Source organism: Leifsonia sp. 21MFCrub1.1 (assembly GCF_900107895.1).
GTDB lineage: Bacteria > Actinomycetota > Actinomycetes > Actinomycetales > Microbacteriaceae > Leifsonia > Leifsonia soli.
The window spans coordinates 3,549,417-3,568,663 of the sequence record NZ_LT629867.1 but is presented as its reverse complement, the minus strand read 5'-3'; the positions used below and the strand labels follow the sequence as shown (position 1 = coordinate 3,568,663).

The 19,247-nt window shown below is 70.8% G+C and carries 20 protein-coding genes; 13 read left to right on the top strand and 7 right to left on the bottom strand.

The genetic code is table 11. The annotated features are described in order from the left end of the window. The first annotated feature begins 45 nt into the window (after positions 1-45). Both BLW09_RS16820 and BLW09_RS16815 read left to right on the top strand, forming a co-directional pair. Positions 46-1,239 (top strand): alpha/beta fold hydrolase, encoded by a 1,194-nt coding sequence (locus tag BLW09_RS16820; RefSeq protein ID WP_231946921.1) that lies wholly within the window; start codon positions 46-48, stop codon positions 1,237-1,239. Positions 1,240-1,295: 56 nt separating this feature from the next. After that, the gene (locus BLW09_RS16815) at positions 1,296-1,973 is read left to right on the top strand and encodes an IclR family transcriptional regulator (protein ID WP_172824360.1); all 678 of its coding nucleotides are present in this window, start codon (positions 1,296-1,298) and stop codon (positions 1,971-1,973) included. A 98-nt stretch (positions 1,974-2,071) separates the two neighbouring features. Here the strand turns inward: BLW09_RS16815 and BLW09_RS16810 are convergent, their stop codons facing one another. Then, positions 2,072-3,964, bottom strand: a complete 1,893-nt coding sequence (locus BLW09_RS16810) for an FAD-binding monooxygenase (protein WP_089915414.1) — start codon at positions 3,962-3,964, stop codon at positions 2,072-2,074. 149 nt (positions 3,965-4,113) lie between these two features. On the opposite strand from BLW09_RS16810, the gene BLW09_RS16805 reads away from it, so the two are divergent. Then, the gene (locus BLW09_RS16805; protein WP_089915411.1) at positions 4,114-5,460 is read left to right on the top strand and encodes an O-acetylhomoserine aminocarboxypropyltransferase/cysteine synthase family protein; all 1,347 of its coding nucleotides are present in this window, start codon (positions 4,114-4,116) and stop codon (positions 5,458-5,460) included. A 7-nt stretch (positions 5,461-5,467) separates the two neighbouring features. Next, positions 5,468-6,787 carry an NtaA/DmoA family FMN-dependent monooxygenase gene (locus BLW09_RS16800; RefSeq protein ID WP_089915407.1) on the top strand — a complete coding sequence of 440 codons (1,320 nt, stop codon included), beginning with the start codon at positions 5,468-5,470 and terminating at the stop codon, positions 6,785-6,787. Positions 6,788-6,796: 9 nt separating this feature from the next. On the opposite strand, the gene BLW09_RS16795 is transcribed toward BLW09_RS16800, so the two are convergent. Then, complete coding sequence (locus BLW09_RS16795; protein ID WP_172824239.1) at positions 6,797-7,351, bottom strand: CGNR zinc finger domain-containing protein; 555 nt, start codon at positions 7,349-7,351, stop codon at positions 6,797-6,799. Between the two features lie 70 nt (positions 7,352-7,421). On the opposite strand from BLW09_RS16795, the gene BLW09_RS16790 reads away from it, so the two are divergent. The 3 genes from BLW09_RS16790 to BLW09_RS16780 all read left to right on the top strand — a co-directional run bounded on the left by BLW09_RS16790 (position 7,422) and on the right by BLW09_RS16780 (position 9,337). Then, a complete protein-coding gene (locus BLW09_RS16790; protein ID WP_089915400.1) occupies positions 7,422-8,396 on the top strand; it encodes a DMT family transporter in 975 nt (324 codons plus the stop codon). Positions 8,397-8,481: 85 nt separating this feature from the next. Further along, complete coding sequence (locus BLW09_RS16785; protein WP_089915397.1) at positions 8,482-8,757, top strand: hypothetical protein; 276 nt, start codon at positions 8,482-8,484, stop codon at positions 8,755-8,757. A 49-nt stretch (positions 8,758-8,806) separates the two neighbouring features. Beyond that, positions 8,807-9,337, top strand: a complete 531-nt coding sequence (locus BLW09_RS16780; protein ID WP_089915394.1) for a hypothetical protein — start codon at positions 8,807-8,809, stop codon at positions 9,335-9,337. Positions 9,338-9,352: 15 nt separating this feature from the next. Here the strand turns inward: BLW09_RS16780 and BLW09_RS16775 are convergent, their stop codons facing one another. After that, positions 9,353-9,550, bottom strand: coding sequence for a hypothetical protein (locus BLW09_RS16775; protein WP_157696992.1), 198 nt, complete (start codon positions 9,548-9,550; stop codon positions 9,353-9,355). A gap of 129 nt (positions 9,551-9,679) precedes the next feature. Here BLW09_RS16775 and BLW09_RS16770 point away from each other — a divergent pair, with 129 nt between their 5' ends. Continuing rightward, entirely contained in the window at positions 9,680-9,946 is a 267-nt protein-coding gene (locus tag BLW09_RS16770; protein ID WP_089915388.1) for a DUF3072 domain-containing protein, read from the top strand. A 32-nt stretch (positions 9,947-9,978) separates the two neighbouring features. Here the strand turns inward: BLW09_RS16770 and BLW09_RS16765 are convergent, their stop codons facing one another. Further along, positions 9,979-11,364, bottom strand: a complete 1,386-nt coding sequence (locus tag BLW09_RS16765; RefSeq protein WP_172824238.1) for a GH1 family beta-glucosidase — start codon at positions 11,362-11,364, stop codon at positions 9,979-9,981. Positions 11,365-11,582: 218 nt separating this feature from the next. Between BLW09_RS16765 and BLW09_RS16760 the strand changes: the two genes are divergently transcribed. The 4 genes from BLW09_RS16760 to BLW09_RS16745 all read left to right on the top strand — a co-directional run bounded on the left by BLW09_RS16760 (position 11,583) and on the right by BLW09_RS16745 (position 14,584). Further along, a complete protein-coding gene (locus tag BLW09_RS16760) occupies positions 11,583-12,320 on the top strand; it encodes a glucose 1-dehydrogenase (RefSeq protein WP_089915382.1) in 738 nt (245 codons plus the stop codon). 44 nt (positions 12,321-12,364) lie between these two features. Next, positions 12,365-12,997: a LysE family translocator gene (locus tag BLW09_RS16755; RefSeq protein ID WP_089915379.1), complete on the top strand. Its 633-nt coding sequence runs from the start codon at positions 12,365-12,367 to the stop codon at positions 12,995-12,997. A gap of 110 nt (positions 12,998-13,107) precedes the next feature. Then, positions 13,108-13,737, top strand: coding sequence for a putative glycolipid-binding domain-containing protein (locus BLW09_RS16750; protein WP_231946919.1), 630 nt, complete (start codon positions 13,108-13,110; stop codon positions 13,735-13,737). Positions 13,738-13,819: 82 nt separating this feature from the next. Beyond that, on the top strand, positions 13,820-14,584 hold the full coding sequence (locus tag BLW09_RS16745) for a COG4705 family protein (RefSeq protein ID WP_089915374.1): 765 nt from the start codon (positions 13,820-13,822) through the stop codon (positions 14,582-14,584). On the opposite strand, the gene BLW09_RS16740 is transcribed toward BLW09_RS16745, so the two are convergent. Next, on the bottom strand, positions 14,540-15,127 hold the full coding sequence (locus tag BLW09_RS16740) for a TetR/AcrR family transcriptional regulator (protein WP_089915371.1): 588 nt from the start codon (positions 15,125-15,127) through the stop codon (positions 14,540-14,542). The two genes, BLW09_RS16745 and BLW09_RS16740, sit on opposite strands and share 45 nt — an antisense overlap. Before the next feature lie 109 nt (positions 15,128-15,236). Between BLW09_RS16740 and BLW09_RS16735 the strand changes: the two genes are divergently transcribed. Beyond that, positions 15,237-16,013: an SDR family NAD(P)-dependent oxidoreductase gene (locus BLW09_RS16735; protein ID WP_231946917.1), complete on the top strand. Its 777-nt coding sequence runs from the start codon at positions 15,237-15,239 to the stop codon at positions 16,011-16,013. A gap of 16 nt (positions 16,014-16,029) precedes the next feature. On the opposite strand, the gene BLW09_RS16730 is transcribed toward BLW09_RS16735, so the two are convergent. Both BLW09_RS16730 and BLW09_RS16725 read right to left on the bottom strand, forming a co-directional pair. Next, a complete protein-coding gene (locus BLW09_RS16730; protein WP_089915368.1) occupies positions 16,030-17,796 on the bottom strand; it encodes a glycoside hydrolase family 35 protein in 1,767 nt (588 codons plus the stop codon). A gap of 67 nt (positions 17,797-17,863) precedes the next feature. Continuing rightward, positions 17,864-19,210, bottom strand: a complete 1,347-nt coding sequence (locus BLW09_RS16725) for an ABC transporter substrate-binding protein (protein WP_089915365.1) — start codon at positions 19,208-19,210, stop codon at positions 17,864-17,866. Positions 19,211-19,247 lie beyond the last annotated feature (37 nt).

Genomic DNA, 19,247 nt, shown 5'->3' with positions numbered 1-19,247 from the left:
GGGCAGACCGCGCCGACGACGGGTGCGGCGTGCCAGCATGGACCCGTGCGGAGGCAGAGGAGCGGATGGCGCACCGCGGTCGGCGGTGTTCTCGCGGCGGTTCTGGCCGTCACGGCCCTCGGCGGCTGCTCGCAGGAGGTCCGTGGCGAGGAGGACCTGGCCGCGCGGCCGTACACCGGTGCGTTCTACGACGACCCGCCCGCGGCGCCCGGGACGCCGGGCGAGATCGTGCGGTCGGAGCTGGCGGCCGGCGGTCCGTTCGGGGCGACGGCGTGGCGCATCCTGTTCCGGTCGACCGACCTGTCCGGCCGGCCGGTGCTGAACAGCGGGATGCTGCTGGAGCCGGACGGGCCAACGCCCGACGGCGGCAGGACCATCGTGTCGTGGGCGCACCCGACGACCGGCAGCGCCGAGAAGTGCGCGCCGTCGCGATCGGCCGACCCCTACGTGTGGATCGAAGGGCTGCAGGCGCTGCTGAAGCAGGGCTACGCGGTGGTGTCGACCGACTACACCGGGATGGGTGTCCCCGGCCCGAACTCGTACCTCGTCGGCGCCACCGAGGGGCGCAACGTGCTGGACGCCGCCCGCGCCGCCCGCGACTTCCTCGGGTCGGCCGCCAGCGACCGCGTCCTGTTGTGGGGGCACTCGCAGGGCGGGCAGGCGGCCCTGTTCGCCGCACAGGTGTGGAAGGAGTACGCGCCGGAGCTCGACCTGAGGGCGGTCGCCGTCGCCGCTCCGGCGACGGACCTGGCGTCGCTGATGCGCGCCGACATCGGCGACGTCTCCGGGGTCAGCATCGCGTCTTACGCCTTCGACGCCTACGCGGACGTGTACGGAGCGCCGCTCGACTCCATCCTCACTCCCGCCGCCGTCGCTGCGCTGCCGACGATGGCGGGATTCTGCCTGCTCACCCAGAACCGGGCACTGCACGACGTCGCGCAGCCTCTCGTCGGCCGGTTCCTGGCGGGCGATCCCGAGACGACGGAGCCGTGGGCCGGCCTGCTCGCGGCGAACACACCGGGCGCAGCCGCGATCCCCGTCCCCCTGTTCGTGGCGCAGGGGCTCAGCGACAAGCTGGTGCGGCCGTCGTCGACGGCGGCATTCGTGGCAGGCGAGAAGAAGCGCGGTACGGACGTCGTCTACGACGCCATCCCGGGGGCGACGCACGGAACGGTGGCGAACACCGCCCTGCCCGCGGTGCTGCGGTTCTTCGGCAGCCACGACGGCGCTGCCGGGTGAACGTTTCTATAATCGAACACGTGCCTCTCGCCGATGACGCTCCGCAGACCCCGCCGCTGCAGACGCTCTCGCGCGGCATCCGCACGCTGGAGCTGCTCGCCGACGCGGGCGAACCCCTCAGCATCCCGGTGATCGCGGCGCGGCTGGGCCTGCACCGCTCGATCACGTACCGCATCCTCCGCACACTGGAGGACCACGGACTGGTGGTGCGCGACGCCGCCGGCGCGGTCGAGCTCGGACCGCGGATGGCCAGCCTCGCCCGATCGGTGTCGCGCGACCTGCAGTCGGCGGCCCTTCCGCAGCTGACGGCCGTCGCCAACGAGCTCACGATGACGGCCTTCCTCGCCGTGCTCGACCGCCATGACGTGGTCACCCTGGTGACGGTGGAGCCGTCGCACGCGCACGCCACCGTGGCGCAGCGGCCGGGGACGCGGCATCCCCTCGCCTCCGGCGCCCCGGGGATCGCGATCCAGTCGGCCCTGACGGAGGCGCAGTGGCGGGCGCTGCCGGGGGAGCATCCCCGCGAGGCCGCCGCGCTGGCGCAGCGCCGCGGGTACGCCACCAGTCACGACGAGGTGATCGCGGGACTCGCGTCCATCGCCGTGCCGGTCGTCGCCCCCGGCCAGCCCGTGGCGGCGCTCGCCGTGGTCTACGTCGCGAACGACGTGGACGCCGCCGCGATCGGAGCGCGCCTGCGGACCGCCGCCGCCGCCATCGAGGCCGACCTGCGCTGACCCACCCACCGTCGAGTCCACAAACTTTGCACGCCCGCGCGGCGTTTCGTGTGCAATTTGTGCGGACTCGACGGTGGTGGGGGTCAGGCGGTTGGGGGTCAGGCGGTGAGGGTTCGGGTGAGGAGGATGGGGCGGAAGAATGCGGCGAGTTCGGCGGTGGCCGTCAGGGGGAGTATCGCCGAGACATACTGATCGGGGCGGACGACGACGATCGCGCCGCCTCGGTCGATCCCGCGGACCGCGAAGATGTCGTCGGCCGGGTCGGCCGCGTAGACCTTCTCGTAGTCGATCAGCCCGAACGGTCCGACCCGGGGGAGGAACAGGTCGGGGACGACGCCGAGGTCGACGGCCGTGTGGTCCTGCTGGTAGATCACCTTGACGTCGAACCACGCGTCCGGATCCGCCCCAGCGGGCGTCGCGGCGAGCGGCGAGTCGGGAGACTCCGAGAGCCACGCCGCGAGGTCGGTGACCGCCGAAGGCTCCCCGGCGCGGGCGGCGTCGGCGAAGACGTAGATGCGCCACCGGCCGTCGGCGCGCGCGTGGTGCCCGAGGTGCACCGGGTTGCCGTCGCAGACCCGCTTCACCGCAGCCGACTTGAAGCGCTTGCCGACCGGGAAGCCGGTCGCGAGCTCCTGGTGGCTCTGCTCCCCGACGATGAGGGAGGGCGCGTACTGGGTCATGAAGCCGGCGGGGAACTCGGCGGTGCGGACGTAGAAGTCCTCCAGCTCCGACGGGCTCTCGAACTCCTCCGGCTTCTTCGCCATCAGCGTCGACCACTGCTTATCGAAGTCGATGAGGTCCTTCGCGACCACCTGCCGCTCGGCGGAGTAGGTCGCGAGCAGGCTCTCCGGGCTCCGGCCGTCGAGCACATGCCCGAGCTTCCAGCCGATGTTGAAGCCGTCCTGCATCGACACGTTCATGCCCTGGCCGGCCTTCGCACTGTGCGTGTGGCAGGCGTCACCGGTGATGAAGACCCGCGGCGTGCGCATCCCGAGCTCCTCCGGCCGTACGTCGTCGAAGCGGTCGGTCAGCCGGTGGCCGACCTCGTACACGCTGTGCCAGGCGACGTTCCGCACGTCCAGCGTGTACGGGTGGAGAATGCGGTTCGCCCGCTCGATGATCTGCTCGATGGAGGTCGCCCGCACGGCGCCCTTGTCGTCGGGCGCGACCTCGCCGAGGTCGACGTACATCCGGAACAGGTAGCCGCCTTCGCGCGGGATGAGCAGGATGTTGCCCGCCTCCGACTGGATCGAGCACTTCGTCCGGATGTCGGGGAAGTCGGTGACCGCCAGCACGTCCATCACCCCCCACGCGTGGTTGGCCTGGTCGCCGGCGAGGTGGCAGCCGATCGCCTCGCGGACCATGCTGCGCGCTCCGTCGGCTCCGATGACGTACTTCGCGTGCACGACGCGCTCGGCGCCCTCGTCCGGTCCCGCCGTCCGGCGCAGGGTGACGGCGACGGGATGCTCGCCGTCGCCGACCTCGAGCCGTACCAGCTCGTAGCCGTAGTCCGGCGTCATCCGGGCGGGCGAGTTCGCCATCACCTCGGCGAAGTAGTCGAGCACGCGGGCCTGGTTGACGATCAGGTGGGGGAACTCGCTGACGCCGGTGGGGTCGTCGACCGGCCGCGCGGTGCGCACGATGCGCGACGGGTCGGCAGGGTCGGGCTTCCAGAAGGCCATCTCGGTGATCCGGTACGCCTCCGCGATGATCCGCTCGGCGAAGCCGAAGGCCTGGAAGGTCTCGACGCTGCGGGCCTGGATGCCGTCGGCCTGCCCGATCGCGAGCCGCCCGGGCCGGCGCTCGACGATCCGCGTCGTGACGTTCGGGAACTGGGAGAGCTGCGCTGCGGCGATCATGCCCGCCGGGCCGGTGCCGACGATGAGCACGTCCATCTCTTCGGGCAGCTCGGCCGGGCGGTCGATCCCGGTGCCGGCCGGCTCCTGGATGCGCGGGTCGCCCGAGACGTAGCCGTGGTGGTGGAACTGCACGAGAACCTCACTTCGTCGTAAGTCGTTCATTATGCGAACGCCGTGTTCGCATATCGCGCACCCAGAGTACCTCATTCCGCCATGGCTGCGCCGCGTAGCTTTGTGCAACAGAAGGCGTTTCGGGAGGGGCCGTGCCGCACCATAGGGGCATGTCGGAGTTCAGCACAGCCCAGGTGCACGCGGGAGAGGCCCGCGATGCCGCCCACGGCGCCCGGGTCACGCCCATCTACCTCACCGCGGGGTTCGAGTTCGACAGCTTCGCCCAGGCCGAGGGCCGTTTCGGCGGCGCCGAGCCCGGCTACACCTACAGCCGCTCCGGCAACCCGACGACCGCCGCGCTGGAACGGCGCGTCGCCGCCCTGGAGCGCGGGCGCGAGGCGATCGCGGTCGGCAGCGGCCAGGCGGCCCTCACGGTCGCGCTGCTCGGGCTCGTGCAGGCCGGCGACCACATCCTGTCGGCCCAGAGCGTCTACTCGGGCACGCGGGGGCTGTTCGAGAACGGTCTGCGCAGGCTCGGGGTCGAGATCGAGTTCGTCGACGACCCCACCGATCTCGCGGAGTGGCGGCGGCGCATCCGGCCCACCACCCGGGTGCTGTTCGGCGAGTCCATCGCGAACCCCGGCACGGAGATCCTCGACATCGCGGGCGTCGCCACCGTCGCGCACGAGAACGGCATCCCCTTCGTGGTCGACAACACGCTCGCCACCCCTTACCTGCTGCGGCCGGGCGACCACGGCGCCGACATCGTCGTCCACTCCGCCAGCAAGTACCTCGGCGGTCACGGCTCCACGCTCGGCGGACTGGTCGTCGACCAGGGGAGCTACGACTGGGCGGCCTCGCCGTTCGCTCACCTGACCGGACCGGACGAGTGGCTGGACGGCGCGAGCTACGTGGATGTGCACGGCGCTGCCGCGTACACCGCCTTCACCCGGTCGGTCGTGGCGTCGCTGTTCGGGCCGGTGCTGTCGCCGCTGAACGCGTTCCTCATCCAGCAGGGCATCGAGACCCTCTCGCTGCGGGTGCAGCGGCAGTCGGACACCGCGCTCGCCGTCGCCCGCTGGCTGGAGGCCCAGCCCGAGGTGTCCGGCGTGGACTACGCGGGTCTGCCGTCGCACCCCTCGCATCCCCTCGCCCAGCGGTACCTGCCGCGCGGGCAGGGTGCGGTACTCGGGTTCACGCTCTCCGGTGGGGCCGCCGCGGCCGAACGGTTCTACGACGCCGTCGAGCTGTTTAGCCGGATGACGCACATCGGCGACGTGCGGTCGCTCATCCTCCACCCCGCATCGACGACGCACGCGCACCTGCCCCGGGAGGTCCGTGAGGGCACCGGCATCGGTCAGGGCCTGCTGCGGCTCTCGATCGGCCTGGAGGATCCGGACGACCTCATCGCCGACCTCGCGCGCGGCATCGCGGCGGTCGCGGCGACCGATGTGGTGGTGTCCGATGCGGCTGCGGAGCCCATTCCGGCGGCGCTGGCCGCCACGGCGGGGAGGTAGGCGCACCATGGCACGACTGCAGCACTTCGGCTGGTTCTTCAGCCGCGGGTTCGGCCCTCAGGGCTGGGGGCACCCGTACTGGGAGTGGGGCTACGACTGGACGCGCCCGGACCTCTACCAGCAGTCCGCGCGTGAGCTCGAGCAGGCGGGACTCGACCTCGTCATCATCGAGGACGCCCTCTCGCTGGGCTTCCCGGAGACCGTCGACCTGCGTGTGCGCGAGGCCTACGGCGGCCCGAAGCACGACCCGCTCATCCTCTCGCCGTACCTGCTGGATGCGACGCGGCACCTCGGTGTCGCCCCGACCATCAACGCCGGCGCCTACCCTCCGTATGTGGCGGCGCGGCAGTTCGCGACCCTCCACCACCTGAGCGGCCACCGCCTCGGCGTGAACGTCGTCACCGACGTGGGCAGCGCCCGCCACCTCGGCCTCCCGCCGCTCTCGCACGACGCCGCGTACGACCGCGCCGAGGAGTGGCTGACCGTCATCCGCCGCCTGTGGCACAGCTGGGACGACGGTGCGCTCGTGCAGGACGCCGCGACACGGCACTTCGCCGACGGGTCGAAGATCCGGGGCTTCCAGCACGAGGGCGAGTACTTCCGGGTGGCCGGTCCCCTCAACGCGGTGCCGTTCACGGACGGAGACCCCGCGATCGTGTCGCCGGGCGGCTCGCCGCGCGGCATCGCCTTCGCCGGCACCCACTCGGAGGTGCAGCTCGCTCTCGCCCCGCTGGATGCCCAGAGCATCCGCGACTACCGCACGAAGGTGCGCGAGGCGGCGATCGCGGCCGGGCGCACCCCCGACTCGATCAAGGTCCTGTTCGTCTTCAAGCCGGAGGTCGTGTCGAGCGACGAGGAGGCGCGGCGTGTCGTCGAGGCGTCGAAGCATCCCACCGACGAGGAGCTGTACCGCGCGCTGGCCGGGCAGTCGAGCGACCTGGAGACCGACCTGACCGTGCTCTCGCTCGATGAGCCGTTCGACGTGTCGGTGTTCGGCGACCACGTGTCGCAGGGGAGCATCAAGGGACTGTTCGGCAAGCAGGGCATCCGCGGCGGCGTCACCCTGCGCGAGCTGATCGCGCCCAAGGTGGTCAAGGGACGCATCGCCGACCGTGCGGGATTCGTGGGAACGGCCGAGCAGATCGCCGACTTCATCGAGGAGATCGGGGAGGAGGCCGACAACGACGGTTTCATCTTCTCGGGCGACCTGCACCCGGTGACGCTGCACCGCTACCTCGACGAGCTGGTCCCGGTGCTGCGGCGCCGCGGCATCCTGCGCACCGAGTACGGGAACGGCGGCATCCGGGGTAACCTGTCCGACTTCTGACGCGACGGGTTAGTCCGCGTGCTCCTTCCTGGCGCGGAACGCGATCATGTTCACGCGATTGCCGCAGCGGACGCTGCAGAAGCGCTTCGATCCGTTGCGGGAGAGGTCGAGCACCAGCCCGGTGCAGTCGTCGGCCGCGCAGACGCGGAGCCGGTCGGTCTCACCGGAACGGATGACGTCGACGAGAGCGAGCGCGACCTCGACGCGGATGCGCTCGGCCAAGGGGGCATCCTGTGCCGTGGCGTGCAGGTGCCAGTCGAAGCCGTCGTGGCGCATGAGGTAGGGGAGCGCGCGGGCTTCCGCCAGCATCGCGTTGACTTCGAGGGCCGCGGCGTCTCGGTCGAGGGACCAGGTGCGCTTCAGGCGCTCGCGCGTCGCGCGCACCTCCCGCAGCTCGGCCTCGTCCCCGTCGACGCGGCCGGAGTAACGGTTCTCCTTCAGGAGGGCGGCGAGCTGCTCGATCGTCGCCAGCTCGTCCTCGCCGCTGCGTGTGGCTCCGGGGTCGGTGTCGGTGAGTGCGACGGCGAACTCGAGCGCATCCACGGTGTCAGGGGCAAAATGCAAGTTGACTCCTTACTCGGTTCAAGACTAGCGTCAGGACCATCATCCCTTTCGATCCTGACAGGTGAATCATATGAAGCAGCGCCACCCCGCAACGGCAGGCCTCCTCATCGCGGTGCTCGCTGCGGCCTTGTTCGGGATGTTGGGCGCCCTCATCAAGCCGCTGCTCGAGAGCGGCTGGTCACCCGTCGCGGCCGTGACCGCCCGCGCGGCCATCGGCGGGATCGTGCTGCTGCCCTTCGCGCTCCTCTCCGTCCGCGGCCGCTGGGGCGCGGTCTGGCGGGGCCGCTGGCGGCTGCTCGGGATGGCACTGGTCGGTGTGGCCGGAACCCAGGTGCTGTACTTCGGGGCGATCCAGCGCATCCCGGTGAGCACCGGGATCCTCGTCGAGTACCTCGCGCCTGTCCTGCTCGTGGCGGTCGTGTGGGCGCAGACCCGGAGGGTGCCGCGCGCCGTGGTGCTCGCCGGATCGGCGGTGGCCGTCGCGGGCCTCGTGCTCGTGGTCTCGCCCGGCGGCGCGGGAGCTCCGGATCCACTCGGGCTGCTGCTGGCGGTGCTCGCGATGGTCGGATGCGCCGCGTTCTACGTCATCGCCGCCCGGCCGAGCGACGGCCTGCCTCCCGTCGCGCTCGCCTCCGGCGGTCTGCTGCTCGGCGCCGTCGCCCTCGCCCTCGTCGGGGCGACCGGGCTGCTCCCGGTCACCGTGAGCTTCGCCGACGTGCCGCTGTTCGGCCGTCCGACGGCGTGGTGGGTGCCGCTGCTCGTCGTCGGCGTCATCGCGACGGCGTTCGCCTACGCCGCCAGCATCACGGCGACCGAGCTGCTCGGATCGCGGCTGGCGTCGTTCGCCGGCCTGCTGGAGGTCGTCTCCGCGACCCTGTACGCCTGGCTGCTGCTGGGCGAGCAGCTCAATGCCCTCCAGCTGCTCGGCGGCCTGCTCATCCTGGCCGGCATCGCACTGGTCCGCGCCGATCGCGGGGATGCGGCGCCCCGGGTGCCGCGGAGCGCTCGCAGCGAGCGGCGCGAGAGCACCCTTCCGCTGAGCTGACCGACCCGCTCGGCTTCACCCTGCGCTCCACGAAACCGGTCCGACCCCCTTGTCTATCCTCTCGGGCGCGCCCATCGTGGAGGACATGGATGCGACGAGCGGCGACGCGGACCGACGAGGGCACGACGACGACACGTCGACCATCGGCATGCGACTGACAGGAGTCCGCGATGCGAAGGACCCGGATGGCCTGCTGACGGTCGAGCAGGACGCCGAGCGTCCCGATCCGGCACGCTACGGCCGGCGGGAGACCGACACCCTGGAGCGCGAACGGGCGTACGTCGCAGCGCTCGGGGATGGCGGCTCATCCGCCGACCTCCCGCAGGTCCCGCCGAAGCGGGGCGTGACCGGGCTGGGCTGACCGGGCTGGGCTGACCGGGACCGGTCGCCCGCAGGGCGAGAATGGCCTGATGGCCCTTCCCGCGACCGAGCGCATCGTCCCCGTCTCCGTGCAGCGCATCGAGCTGGAGGCGGAGGTCGCCTTCGGGACGCTCCGCCGTGCGTTCGAGGCCGAGGTGCCGCCGCTGGATGTTACGCGCCTGCGCGAACTGCTGTCGTCGGGCGCCGACTGGAGGCGGCTGACGCTGGAGACGGCGGGGCCGGGCATCCACCGGTTCGTGCGGTTCTGGACCGACCACCCGACGCCGGTGATGCGCGTCGGCGGCGCCGACATCGCGAGCGCCGTCTACCTGATCGGCGACTATGCGACCGCCGCCCGCATGTTCCGCCATGACGCCGGGACGCTGCTCTACACGCCGATCCGCGTCGAACTGCACGCGAGCCGCACCGGAGGCACCGTGCTCAGCGTCGACCAACCGAGCAGCCGCCTCGGGAGCTTCGGCAACAACAAGGTCACCCAGGCCGGGTTCGAGCTCGATCGGATGCTCGGCGACCTCATCGAGGAGCTCGGCCTGCCGCGGCCGAGCGTCCTCCGGCGCTGAGCGCCGCGCCAGCCGTCAGTCGTCGCTGTCCGGCACGTCCGGGCCGGTGACCGCCACATCGCATCGGTACCAGAGGCCGGCGATGCCGCCCGCATCCACCCAGGCGCGGACGATCTCATAGCGGCGCGGGATGTCTCCCCGCGTCGGCTGCTGCGACATCGCGTCCTCGAGAGCCTCGGCGAATCCCCCCTGAGACGAACCCGTGACCAGCATGGGAGCCTTCTTCCCCGGCTCGTCGGCGAGCCGATCCAGCCGCACGCTACGCCATCCGGGAACGCGGTGGCAATCGGGCGTCCCGTCAACCCGGGTGCGGTGTCGGGGCCGCGGCGTACTGTCTGCCGCATGACCGACAGTGAAGACATCAGCACCGGCAGCGCCGGCTCCGCCGACGACGTGCTCGGCGCACGCCATGGAGACGACGAGAACCCGGCCAGCAAGGACCCGTCGGAGTGGGTCACCGGCGACGAGCCGATGACCGCCTCGCAGCGCAGCTACCTCGACACCCTCGCCCGCGAGGCCGGCGAGGAGATCCCCGCCGACCTCACGAAGGCGCAGGCCTCCGAGCACATCGACCGCCTGCAGCAGAAGACCGGGCGCGGCCAGGGCTGATCGCGCCCGGAGGCGCGTGACGTCCCGGACCGTCAGGCGCGCCCGGCCGGAACCGCATCCCGCAGGAAGTCCGCCACCCAGCGGGCGCTCCGCTTCGGCGTCCGCTTCTGCGTCTCGTAGTCGACGTGGACGATGCCGAACCGGCGCGAGTACCCCCACGCCCACTCCCAGTTGTCCATGAGCGACCAGATGAAGTAGCCGCGGAGCGGCAGGCCCTCGGCCACCGCATCCCGGGCCGCCTCGAGGTGCGCCTCCAGGTACTCGGCGCGCTGCGGGTCGTCGATCCCGCCGTCGGCGTCCACCCGGTCGGGATAGGCCGCGCCGTTCTCGGTGATGTAAAGCGGGAGATCGGGGGCGAGCGCGTTGGCCTGACGGAGCACGTCGACCATCCCGTCCGGGTGGATCTCCCAGCCCATCTGGGTGACCGGTGCGCCCGTCTTCACAAAGCGGACGTGCTCGCTGCCGGGGTAGGCGCTCGCCGGGGCGCCGGCGGCGGGTGCCGACCCGGAGGCGACGGTGTGCCTGCTGTAGTAGTTGATGCCGAGGAAGTCGATCGGCGCGGAGATGCGCTTCAGGTCGTCGTCCGTCGCGTTCTCGGCGAACCAGGCCGTCTCGCCGAGGTCGTCGAGCACGTCGGCCGGGTACGCGCCGCGGAGCACAGGGTCGAGGAAGAGGCGGTTGCTGAGTCCGTCGATCCGGCGCGCGGCATCCGCGTCGCCCTCGCTGTCGCCGGCCGGCTGCACCGGGGAGAGATTCAGGGTGGTGCCGACACGAGCCGCCGAGTCGGTCGCCCGCAGCGCCTCGAGCGCGTGGCCGTGACCCAGCAGGAGGTGATGGGCGGCGTGCGCCGCGCGCGAGCCGACCCTGCTGCCCGGCGCGTGGTCGCCGCTCGCGTAGCCGAGGAACGACGAGCACCATGGCTCGTTCAGCGTGATCCAGTCGGACACGAGGTCGCCGAGCTGGTCGGCGACGTGCGCGGCGTAGTCGGCGAAGCGGAACGCGGTGTCGCGGTGCATCCAGCCGCCGCGGTCCTCGAGCGCCTGCGGCAGATCCCAGTGGTAGAGGGTCGCCCACGGCGTGACGCCGCGCTGCAGGAGCGACTCCGCCAGCCGCCGGTAGAAGTCGACGCCCGCGCGATTCGGCGACCCGCTCCCGTTCGGCTGGATGCGCGGCCAGGCGATCGAGAACCGGTAAGCGTCAAAGCCCAGGTCGCCGATGAGGGCGACGTCCTCCGCCGAGCGGTGGTAGTGGTCGTCGGCCACGTCACCGGTGCTGCCGTCGGCGATGGCACCGGGAACACGCGCGAACGTGTCCCAGATGCTCTCACCACGGCCGTCCTCGTGCGTGGCGCCTTCGATCTGGTACGACGCCGTGGCTGTCCCGATCACGAAGTCGTCGGGCAGGTCGCTCCTGCGCATGGTCAGTGCTCCTTCGCGGGGGCGAGCCAGTCGCCGTCGCCGTTCGCGTACAGGGAGGGTGTCGTCCCCGGTGATGCTGCTTCACGAGAGTATCGCGAGACGATCTCCGGACATCCGGTCCGGTCGGTCGGGACTTTGGGCCTGTCCGCACGGGGGCACGCCCCGGAAGGATACACGTGGGCCCCGGCAGGCGGGGTCTTCACCGAGAGGAGCTGGGCGTGGGACGAGTCGATGGCAAAGTGGCGCTGGTCACCGGGGGAGCACGGGGTATGGGAGCGTCGCATTGCCGACGGCTGGCACGCGAAGGCGCCCGGGTCGTGATCGCCGACCTGCTCGACGAAGAGGGGCAGGCACTGGCCGAGGAACTCGGATCGCAGGCGACGTTCGTCCACCTGGACGTGACGAAGCCGGCCGAGTGGGACCGCGCAGTCGCGCACGCGACCTCCACTTTCGGGTCGCTCGATGTGCTCGTCAACAATGCCGGCATCGCCAACGGTGCTCCTCTTCACGAGTTCACCGATGACATGTGGGCGTCGATCATCGCGATCAACCTCAGCGGTGTGTTCTACGGGATGCGGGCCGCGGTCCCTGCCTTGGCTGCGAGCGGACGGGGAAGCATCGTCAACATCTCCTCCGTCGAGGGCATCCAGGGCAGTCCAGGTCTGCACGGTTACGTGGCGGCGAAGTTCGGTGTGCGCGGACTGACGAAGTCGGCGGCGGCTGAGCTGGCTGCAGCGGGCATCCGCGTGAACTCTGTGCATCCTGGCCTGATCGAGACGCCGATGACGACCGGGATCGACGCGAAGCAACTGCAGATCCCGCTCGGCAGGGCCGCGACTCCGGATGAAGTCTCCAGCCTCGTCCTCTACCTGGCGAGCGACGAGTCCTCCTACTCGACGGGATCGGAGTTCATCATCGACGGCGGCCTCACGTCGCACATCCCGCAGGGCGTGTGACGCGGGGAGAGATCGGTGGACCGCGGCGGCGGCATACTTGACGGATGACCGCTGCAAGCATCCTCGCTTTCGCTGGGCTGTGCGTCGTCCTCGCGATCACGCCCGGGCCGGACACCTTCCTGGTGCTGCGGTTCAGCTTGTCCCGACCCGGCGCGGGCATCGCCGCGTCCCTCGGCTCTGCCGTGGGGTCGCTGGCGTGGGCGCTCGCGGTCGCGCTGGGGCTCGCGGCGCTGCTGGAGCAGTCGGCCGAGGTGTACCGCGTGCTCAAGATCGTGGGTGGTCTGTATCTGATCTACCTCGGCGTGATGGCGTTCATCGCCGGCCGCCGCAACCGATCCGGTACCGGCATCGAGACCCCCGTGAGGCGTACATCGCTGCACGGCGGGTTCGCCGCAGGGATCCTCTCCACGATGACGAACCCGAAGGTCGGGCTGTTCTTCCTCGCGGTCGCGCCGCAGTTCGTTCCTCACGACGGCTTCACCATCGGCAACACGCTCCTGCTCGGCGCGATCGATGCGTTGGTCGGTTCGCTCTACCTGGTCGTGGTCGCCCTGCTGGCCGGCCGGGCGGTCGCCTGGCTCAAGCGTCCGGCGGTGACCACGTGGCTGGAGCGGGTGTCCGCCGGGATCCTGGCGGCGCTGGGCCTCGGGACCATCGCGCTCAGCGCGGAGTCCTAGCGAGCGTAGCGTGACGGGGTGCCGTCCCGGTCCGAGCCACGCACCTCTGCACACCGACCGCGCGCTGGGATATGGTTCGGCCACGGCGGTCGTGGGTGGAGGCGAGCAGCATGCGTGGAGCGGTACGACACGTGGAGTGGGTGGGCGACGAGGATCCGCAGCGGCTGGAGGCCGCGGTACTCACCCTGGCGCCGGACAGGCTGGATGCCCTCGGCACGTCGCGAACCACGGACTACGTCACCAGCTGGACGCTGGAGACCGGACCGGACTGGGTGACATCGCGACTCTCCGTGTCGGTGGCCGGGCGCGGGTTCATACGCTGGCTGGTGCTGACGCGCAGCGGTCACGGACGGTGGGCCACCGAGACGTACGCGCACGGGGACGACCGCTACCACGGCGAGCGGATGCCCGATCCGGGCACAGCTCATCCCGAGGACCTGGACGACGCGCTCGACTGCGATCTCGCGCTCTGCCCGGTCACCAACACGATGCCGATCCTCCGGCTCCGCGCCCGCGAGGGACTGGCCGAGACGGAGCTCACCATGGCGTGGGTGGACCTGCCGTCCCTCGCGGTCGTCCCGAGCAGGCAGGCCTACAGTGCCGCGAAGCCCTACGATCCCGCCTCCGGCCACACCGTGGTGCGGTACCGCAGCGTTGGCGGCACGTTCATGGCCGATCTCACCGTGGATGAGGACGGGATCGTGATCGACTACCCGCGAGTGGCCCGGCGCATCCTCTGAGAGACGCCGAACATCTGAGAGCTCTCAGGCCGTCCGGACGGCTGCCCAGGGTCGCGAGTCCGCCGTCCGGGATGCTAGGGGGATGCGCAACAAGGTCCCGGCGGTCACCGCCCTGTTCTGGGTGACCAAGCTGCTGACCACCGCGGTGGGTGAGACGACGTCCGACTTCCTGGTCAAGACGATCGACCCGGTGCTGGCTGTCGCGGGCGCCTTCGTCGTGTTCGCAGCTGCGCTCATCCTGCAGCTGGTGGTGCGGCGGTACATCCCCTGGGTCTACTGGCTGGCCGTGCTGATGGTGGCGGTGTTCGGCACGATGGTCGCCGACGTGCTCCACGTGGAGCTGGGCGTCCCATACCTGGCGTCGACCATCGTCTTCGCCGTCGTCCTCGCTGCGGTCTTCGTACTCTGGTACGCGACCCAGCGCACGCTCTCCGTGCACAGCATCGACACGCACGCTCGCGAGCTCTTCTACTGGTGCGCGGTTCTCGCCACGTTCGCGCTCGGCACAGCCCTCGGCGACCTCGCCGCCGTGACGTTCGGCCTCGGCTACTTCGCTTCGGCGCTGGTCTTCGGAATTCTCTTCGCCGTGCCCGGGATCGCCTACCGCTGGTGGGGCCTTGGAGCGACCGCGGCGTTCTGGACCGCCTACGTGATGACGCGCCCGTTCGGTGCCTCGATCGCCGACGGCCTGGCGGTTCCGCACGCGCGAGGTGGCCTGGCTCTCGGCACGGGACCGGTCAGCCTCGTCCTCTTCGCGGCGATCGCCGTGTGCGTCGGCGTGCTCAGCCGGCGACCGCGGTTGTCACGGGAACGCGCGCAGGGCACGCTCGGCGACGCGCTGGAGTGACGCGCGGCTCGCGCCGGCCGACGCCTGGACCGCGAGACCGGCGCTGACCGTCGAGAGGTACTTCGCCAGGTCGGTCGGACTCTCGTCCGCACTCAGGTCGCCGTCGGCCACGGCCCGGCGGAAGCGGTCGGCGAGACGGCGCTCGCCGGAGGCTCTGCTGTCGGCGAGGAAGCGGACGATGCGGTCGTCCTCCGGGCTTCCGGCGAGGCCGCCCTGGATCGAGAGACACCCGGCCGGCTTGCCGGGCGTCGTGATGGCGACGACGTTGCTGCGGAGATAGTGCTCGGCGACGGCGCGTGCGGTCGGCTCGGCGATGGCCTCGCCCACGTACGCCATGTCGACCTCGGCGTAGCGGCCGACCGCGCGCTTGAAAGTCTCCTCTTTGTTGCCGAAGGCGGCGTAGAGGCTCGGCCGGTTGATGCCCATCGCGGAGGTGAGGTCGTCGAGCGTCGTGCCCTCGTAGCCCTGGCGCCAGAACACCTCGACGGCGGCATCCAGGGCATCGTCCGTGTCGAAACCGCGGGGGCGTCCGCGTGCGGCCATGCTCCTCATCTTCTTTCTGTACTGATCTGAAAAGAATTCTTCCACGTTCGGAATACGACGGCAACGCGGCTGTTTTATGTACCGATTCGTACGGAAATCGGAGGACATCATGACCATCACCACCGCATCCACGACCGCATCCACCACCGGCACCCTCGCCGGCAAGAAGGCGCTCGTCACCGGAGGCGCACGCGGCATCGGCGAAGGAATCGCGCGCGCACTCGCCGCGCACGGCGCAGAAGTGGCGGTGACCTACCGCGCCTCGCGCGAACGCGCCGACGCCCTCGTCGCCGACATCGAGGCGGCGGGCGGACGGGCCGTCGCCGTGCGCGCTGACGCCTCCGACGCGGACGCCGCGCGCGCCGGTGTGCGCGACGCGGTCGCGGCGCTCGGCGGTCTCGACATCCTGGTCAACAACGCCGGGGGAGGCTGGTTCGAGGACTTCACAGAGACCCCGGACGAGCACATCGAGGCGACGATCGACCTCAACATCCGCGGCACGGTCTACGCCACGCAGGCCGCCATCCCGCTGCTGCCGGACGGCGGCCGGATCATCACCATCGGCAGCGTGAACGCCGAGCGCATCCCGTTCACCGGGGGCGCCGTCTACGGCCTCACCAAAGCGGCCATGGTCGGCTTCACGAAGGGGCTCGCGCGCGACCTCGCGGGTCGCGGCATCACGGTGAACGTCATCCAGCCGGGACCGATCGACACCGAGGGCAACCCGGCCGACGGCGAGGCGGGCGACTACCTCGCCGGCTTCACCGCGTTCGGGCGGTTCGGGCACAGCTCCGACGTCGGCGAGCTGGTCTCGTGGATCGCCTCCGACGCCTCCGGGTACATGACCGGCTCGGCCGTCACGATCGACGGCGGCTGGACCGCCTGAGCGCCTCGCGGCCCGGTCACACCTCGGTGTGGCCGAGCCGCGGCTCCGGCACGAAGGCGGCGATCGCCTCGGCGGCGGACTCCAGCTCCAGCACGATGAGCTCGTTCGCCCCCGCGCGCACGACGCCGCGGGGGACGAACAGCGTCTCCTGCGGCCCGCGGGTCCAGTAGCGGCCGAGGGGGAAGCCGTTGATCCAGGCCACGCCCTTGCCCCATCCCGTCGTGTCGAGGAAGAGGGGGCACGGCTCGTCGAGGTCGAAGGCGGCGCGCGCGAAGACCGGTCCGGCGAGCCGCTCCGGTGCGGCGGCCGATGCCGCGTGCTCCAGCGCCTCCCGGACGGGCTCGATCGACGACAGATGGAGGGGGAGGACGCTCCAGCGGCGCAGCTCCTCGCCGTTCAGCTGCACCGGGCCGATGAGCCCCTTCGGTTCGCCGATGCGGGGGCCGTAGTCGACGCGGCCCTGGTCCTCGACGAGCACGGTGAGCGTCCCGCGGCTGGGCGAGAGCGAGATGGCCGAGTCGTGGTGGTCGCGGGCGAGCACGCCGATGCGGCTGCCGTCGACCGAGACGTACGCGCGGTCGCGGATCTCGCCGAACTCCAGCACAGCGGGCTCTGTCGTGTCGATCTCGGTGCGATACAGGCCCAGGCCGCTGTAGTGGCCCAGCTCGTCGAACGTCGGCAGCGCGTCCGTGTGCGACCACGCGCCCAGCCGGTCGGCGACCGCCCACAGCGGGACGGCGGCGTCGAAGGGAACCGTGAACGCGGGCGCAGCCGCGGCGGCGACGGGCTCCAGGGCGGGCACCGGGGCGTACTGGGCGATCACATCGCGGAACGCCCAGAACTTCTCCGTCGGCTCGCCCGCCTCGTCGAGCGGGGCGTCGTAGTCGTAGCTGGTGACGATCGGCTGGTAGACGCCCTTGTCGTTGGCTCCGTTGGTGAAGCCGAAGTTGGTGCCGCCGTGGAACATGTACAGGTTGACGGATGCGCCGAGCGCGAGCAGCGCATCCAGATCGGCTGCCGACTCCGCAACAGACGTCGTGTGGTGGTGGCCGCCCCAGCTGTCGAACCAGCCGTCCCAGAACTCCGAGCACATCAGCGGGCCGGTCGGCTGGTGACGGCGCAGTGTCGCGAGCCGCTCGCGCGAACGGGAGCCGAAGGAGGCGGTCTTCAAGAGCTCCGGCAGGGAGCCGTTCTCGAGCATGTCGTCCTGCGGCTGGTCGACCGTGGTCAGCGGCACGGTGATGCCGGCGCCGCGGATGACCTCGACCAGCTGACGCAGGTAGTCCTTGTCGTCGCCGTACGCGCCGTACTCGTTCTCGACCTGCACGAGCAGCACCGGACCGCCCTCGGTCACCTGCAGCGGCCGGACGATGTCGAGCACGTTCCGCAGGTAGCCGGAGAGCGCGGCGACGAACCGCGGCTCCGACCGGCGGATGCCGACCTCCGGGTCCGTGAAGAGCCATGCGGGCAGACCGCCGTTGTCCCACTCGGCGCAGATGTACGGCCCGGGGCGGACGATCGCGTACATCCCCTCATCGGCCACCGCCTGCAGGAATCGGGCCAGGTCGAGGCCGCCGTCCGCGCGCCACGCGCCGGGGCGCGGTTCGTGCGCGTTCCACGGCACGTAGGTCTCGATCGTGTTGAGCCCCATCAGGCGCGCCTTGTGGATGCGGTCCGCCCAGTCGTCCGGGTGCACGCGGAAGTAGTGCAGCGCTCCCGAGAGGATGCGGAACGGCTCGCCGTCGAGGACGAAGTCGTCGCCCGCGATCTCGAAGGTGGTCATGGTTCTCCTGAGGGGTGGGAAGGCCGTGGCCGGCCGCGGCGTGCGCGGCCGGCCACGGGGGATGCTGCTACTTGCCGGTGACCGTGAAGCCCTGCTGGTTGCCGTACTCCACCAGCGCCTTCTGCCAGGCCTGCAGGCCGGGGTTCAGGCTGGAGTTCGACGTGTAGGACTGACCGACCGTGTCGCCGTAGATGCTGTTCGCGTAGACCTGGAACGGCAGGTACTGCCAGCCGGTCGACACGTTCTTGGCGCCGTCCACCAGCACCTCGTTGATCTTCTGACCGCCGAAGTACTCGGGGGCCGAGGCGAGGAACTCGGAGGAGTTGAGGTCCTTCGTGGTCGACGGGAAGCCGCCGGACTCGAGGAAGACCTTGATGCTGTCCTCGTCGTTGTTCAGCCACTTCAGGAAGCCGGCCGCGAGCGCCTGGTTCTTGCTCTGCTTGAGCACGACCTGGCCGCCGCCGCCGTTCTCGGCGTTCGCCGGCGTTCCGTCGTAGGTCGGGATCGGGGCGACGCGCCACTGTCCGGCGCCGTCCTTCACCGACGACTCGAGCACGCCGGGCATCCATGCGCCGGTGATGAGCGTCGCGATGGAGCCGTTGCCGAGCGCCTTGAACCAGTCATCGCTCCAGCCGGGGACGCTGGAGAGCAGTTTGCCCTCGACCAGCTTGTCCCAGGTGCCGGTCCACTTCTTCGTGCCGTCGTCCTGCAGGTTGATCGACACCTTGGTGCCGTCGACGCTGAACGGACGGCCGCCGGCCTGCCAGATCATCGAGGTGGTGAAGCCGGAGTCGCCGGAGTCGCTCGTGATGTAGGCGTTGGGGTCGGCGGCGTGCAGCTTCTGTGCGGCCGCGACGTACTCGTCCCAGGTCTTCGGCACGGCGATGCCGTTCTTGTCGAAGACGGTCTTGTTGTAGAACATCGCCATGGGGCCGGAGTCCTGGGGGAGGCCGACCAGCTTGCCGTCGACGTTCACCGAACCCCAGGGGCCCGGGGTGTAGTCGCTCTTCAGCTTGTCGAACCCGTACTGCTTCAGGTCGACGAGGGAGTCGGAGAGCGCGAACTGGGGGATGGCGTAGTACTCGACCTGCGCGACGTCGGGGGCACCCGATCCGGCCTTGATCGCGTTCTGCAGCTTCGTGTACTCGGTCGTGTTCGTGCCGGCGTTGACCAGCTTGACCTTGACCTTCGGGTACTTCTTCTCGAACGCGGCCACCTGGGCCTCCGCCGACGGGGTCCACGACCAGTACGTGATCGTCCCGCCCTGCTTGAGGGCTGCGTCGATGTCGGAGGCGCTTCCGCCGCCGGACGAGGTGCCGCCGGAGCAGGCGGTCAGCGAGGCGGCGGCGACGACGCCGACCACCGCGGCGGTGACGGCCCGGGCGATGCGCCGGGACGCGAGAGTGCTCTTCATGAGCTTCCTTTCACTTCTTCGTGGAATGGGATTGCGT

Excerpts from the sequence above, each read along its gene's own strand:
- BLW09_RS16805 (WP_089915411.1), top strand. The coding sequence starts at position 4,114 with ATGTCGGAGTTCAGCACAGCCCAGGTGCACGCGGGAGAGGCCCGCGAT.
- BLW09_RS16800 (WP_089915407.1), top strand. The coding sequence starts at position 5,468 with ATGGCACGACTGCAGCACTTCGGCTGGTTCTTCAGCCGCGGGTTCGGC.
- BLW09_RS16790 (WP_089915400.1), top strand. The coding sequence starts at position 7,422 with ATGAAGCAGCGCCACCCCGCAACGGCAGGCCTCCTCATCGCGGTGCTC.
- BLW09_RS16785 (WP_089915397.1), top strand. The coding sequence starts at position 8,482 with ATGGATGCGACGAGCGGCGACGCGGACCGACGAGGGCACGACGACGAC.
- BLW09_RS16780 (WP_089915394.1), top strand. The coding sequence starts at position 8,807 with ATGGCCCTTCCCGCGACCGAGCGCATCGTCCCCGTCTCCGTGCAGCGC.
- BLW09_RS16775 (WP_157696992.1), bottom strand. The coding sequence starts at position 9,550 with ATGCTGGTCACGGGTTCGTCTCAGGGGGGATTCGCCGAGGCTCTCGAG.
- BLW09_RS16770 (WP_089915388.1), top strand. The coding sequence starts at position 9,680 with ATGACCGACAGTGAAGACATCAGCACCGGCAGCGCCGGCTCCGCCGAC.
- BLW09_RS16765 (WP_172824238.1), bottom strand. The coding sequence starts at position 11,364 with ATGCGCAGGAGCGACCTGCCCGACGACTTCGTGATCGGGACAGCCACG.
- BLW09_RS16755 (WP_089915379.1), top strand. The coding sequence starts at position 12,365 with ATGACCGCTGCAAGCATCCTCGCTTTCGCTGGGCTGTGCGTCGTCCTC.
- BLW09_RS16750 (WP_231946919.1), top strand. The coding sequence starts at position 13,108 with ATGCGTGGAGCGGTACGACACGTGGAGTGGGTGGGCGACGAGGATCCG.
- BLW09_RS16745 (WP_089915374.1), top strand. The coding sequence starts at position 13,820 with ATGCGCAACAAGGTCCCGGCGGTCACCGCCCTGTTCTGGGTGACCAAG.
- BLW09_RS16740 (WP_089915371.1), bottom strand. The coding sequence starts at position 15,127 with ATGGCCGCACGCGGACGCCCCCGCGGTTTCGACACGGACGATGCCCTG.
- BLW09_RS16735 (WP_231946917.1), top strand. The coding sequence starts at position 15,237 with ATGACCATCACCACCGCATCCACGACCGCATCCACCACCGGCACCCTC.
- BLW09_RS16730 (WP_089915368.1), bottom strand. The coding sequence starts at position 17,796 with ATGACCACCTTCGAGATCGCGGGCGACGACTTCGTCCTCGACGGCGAG.
- BLW09_RS16725 (WP_089915365.1), bottom strand. The coding sequence starts at position 19,210 with ATGAAGAGCACTCTCGCGTCCCGGCGCATCGCCCGGGCCGTCACCGCC.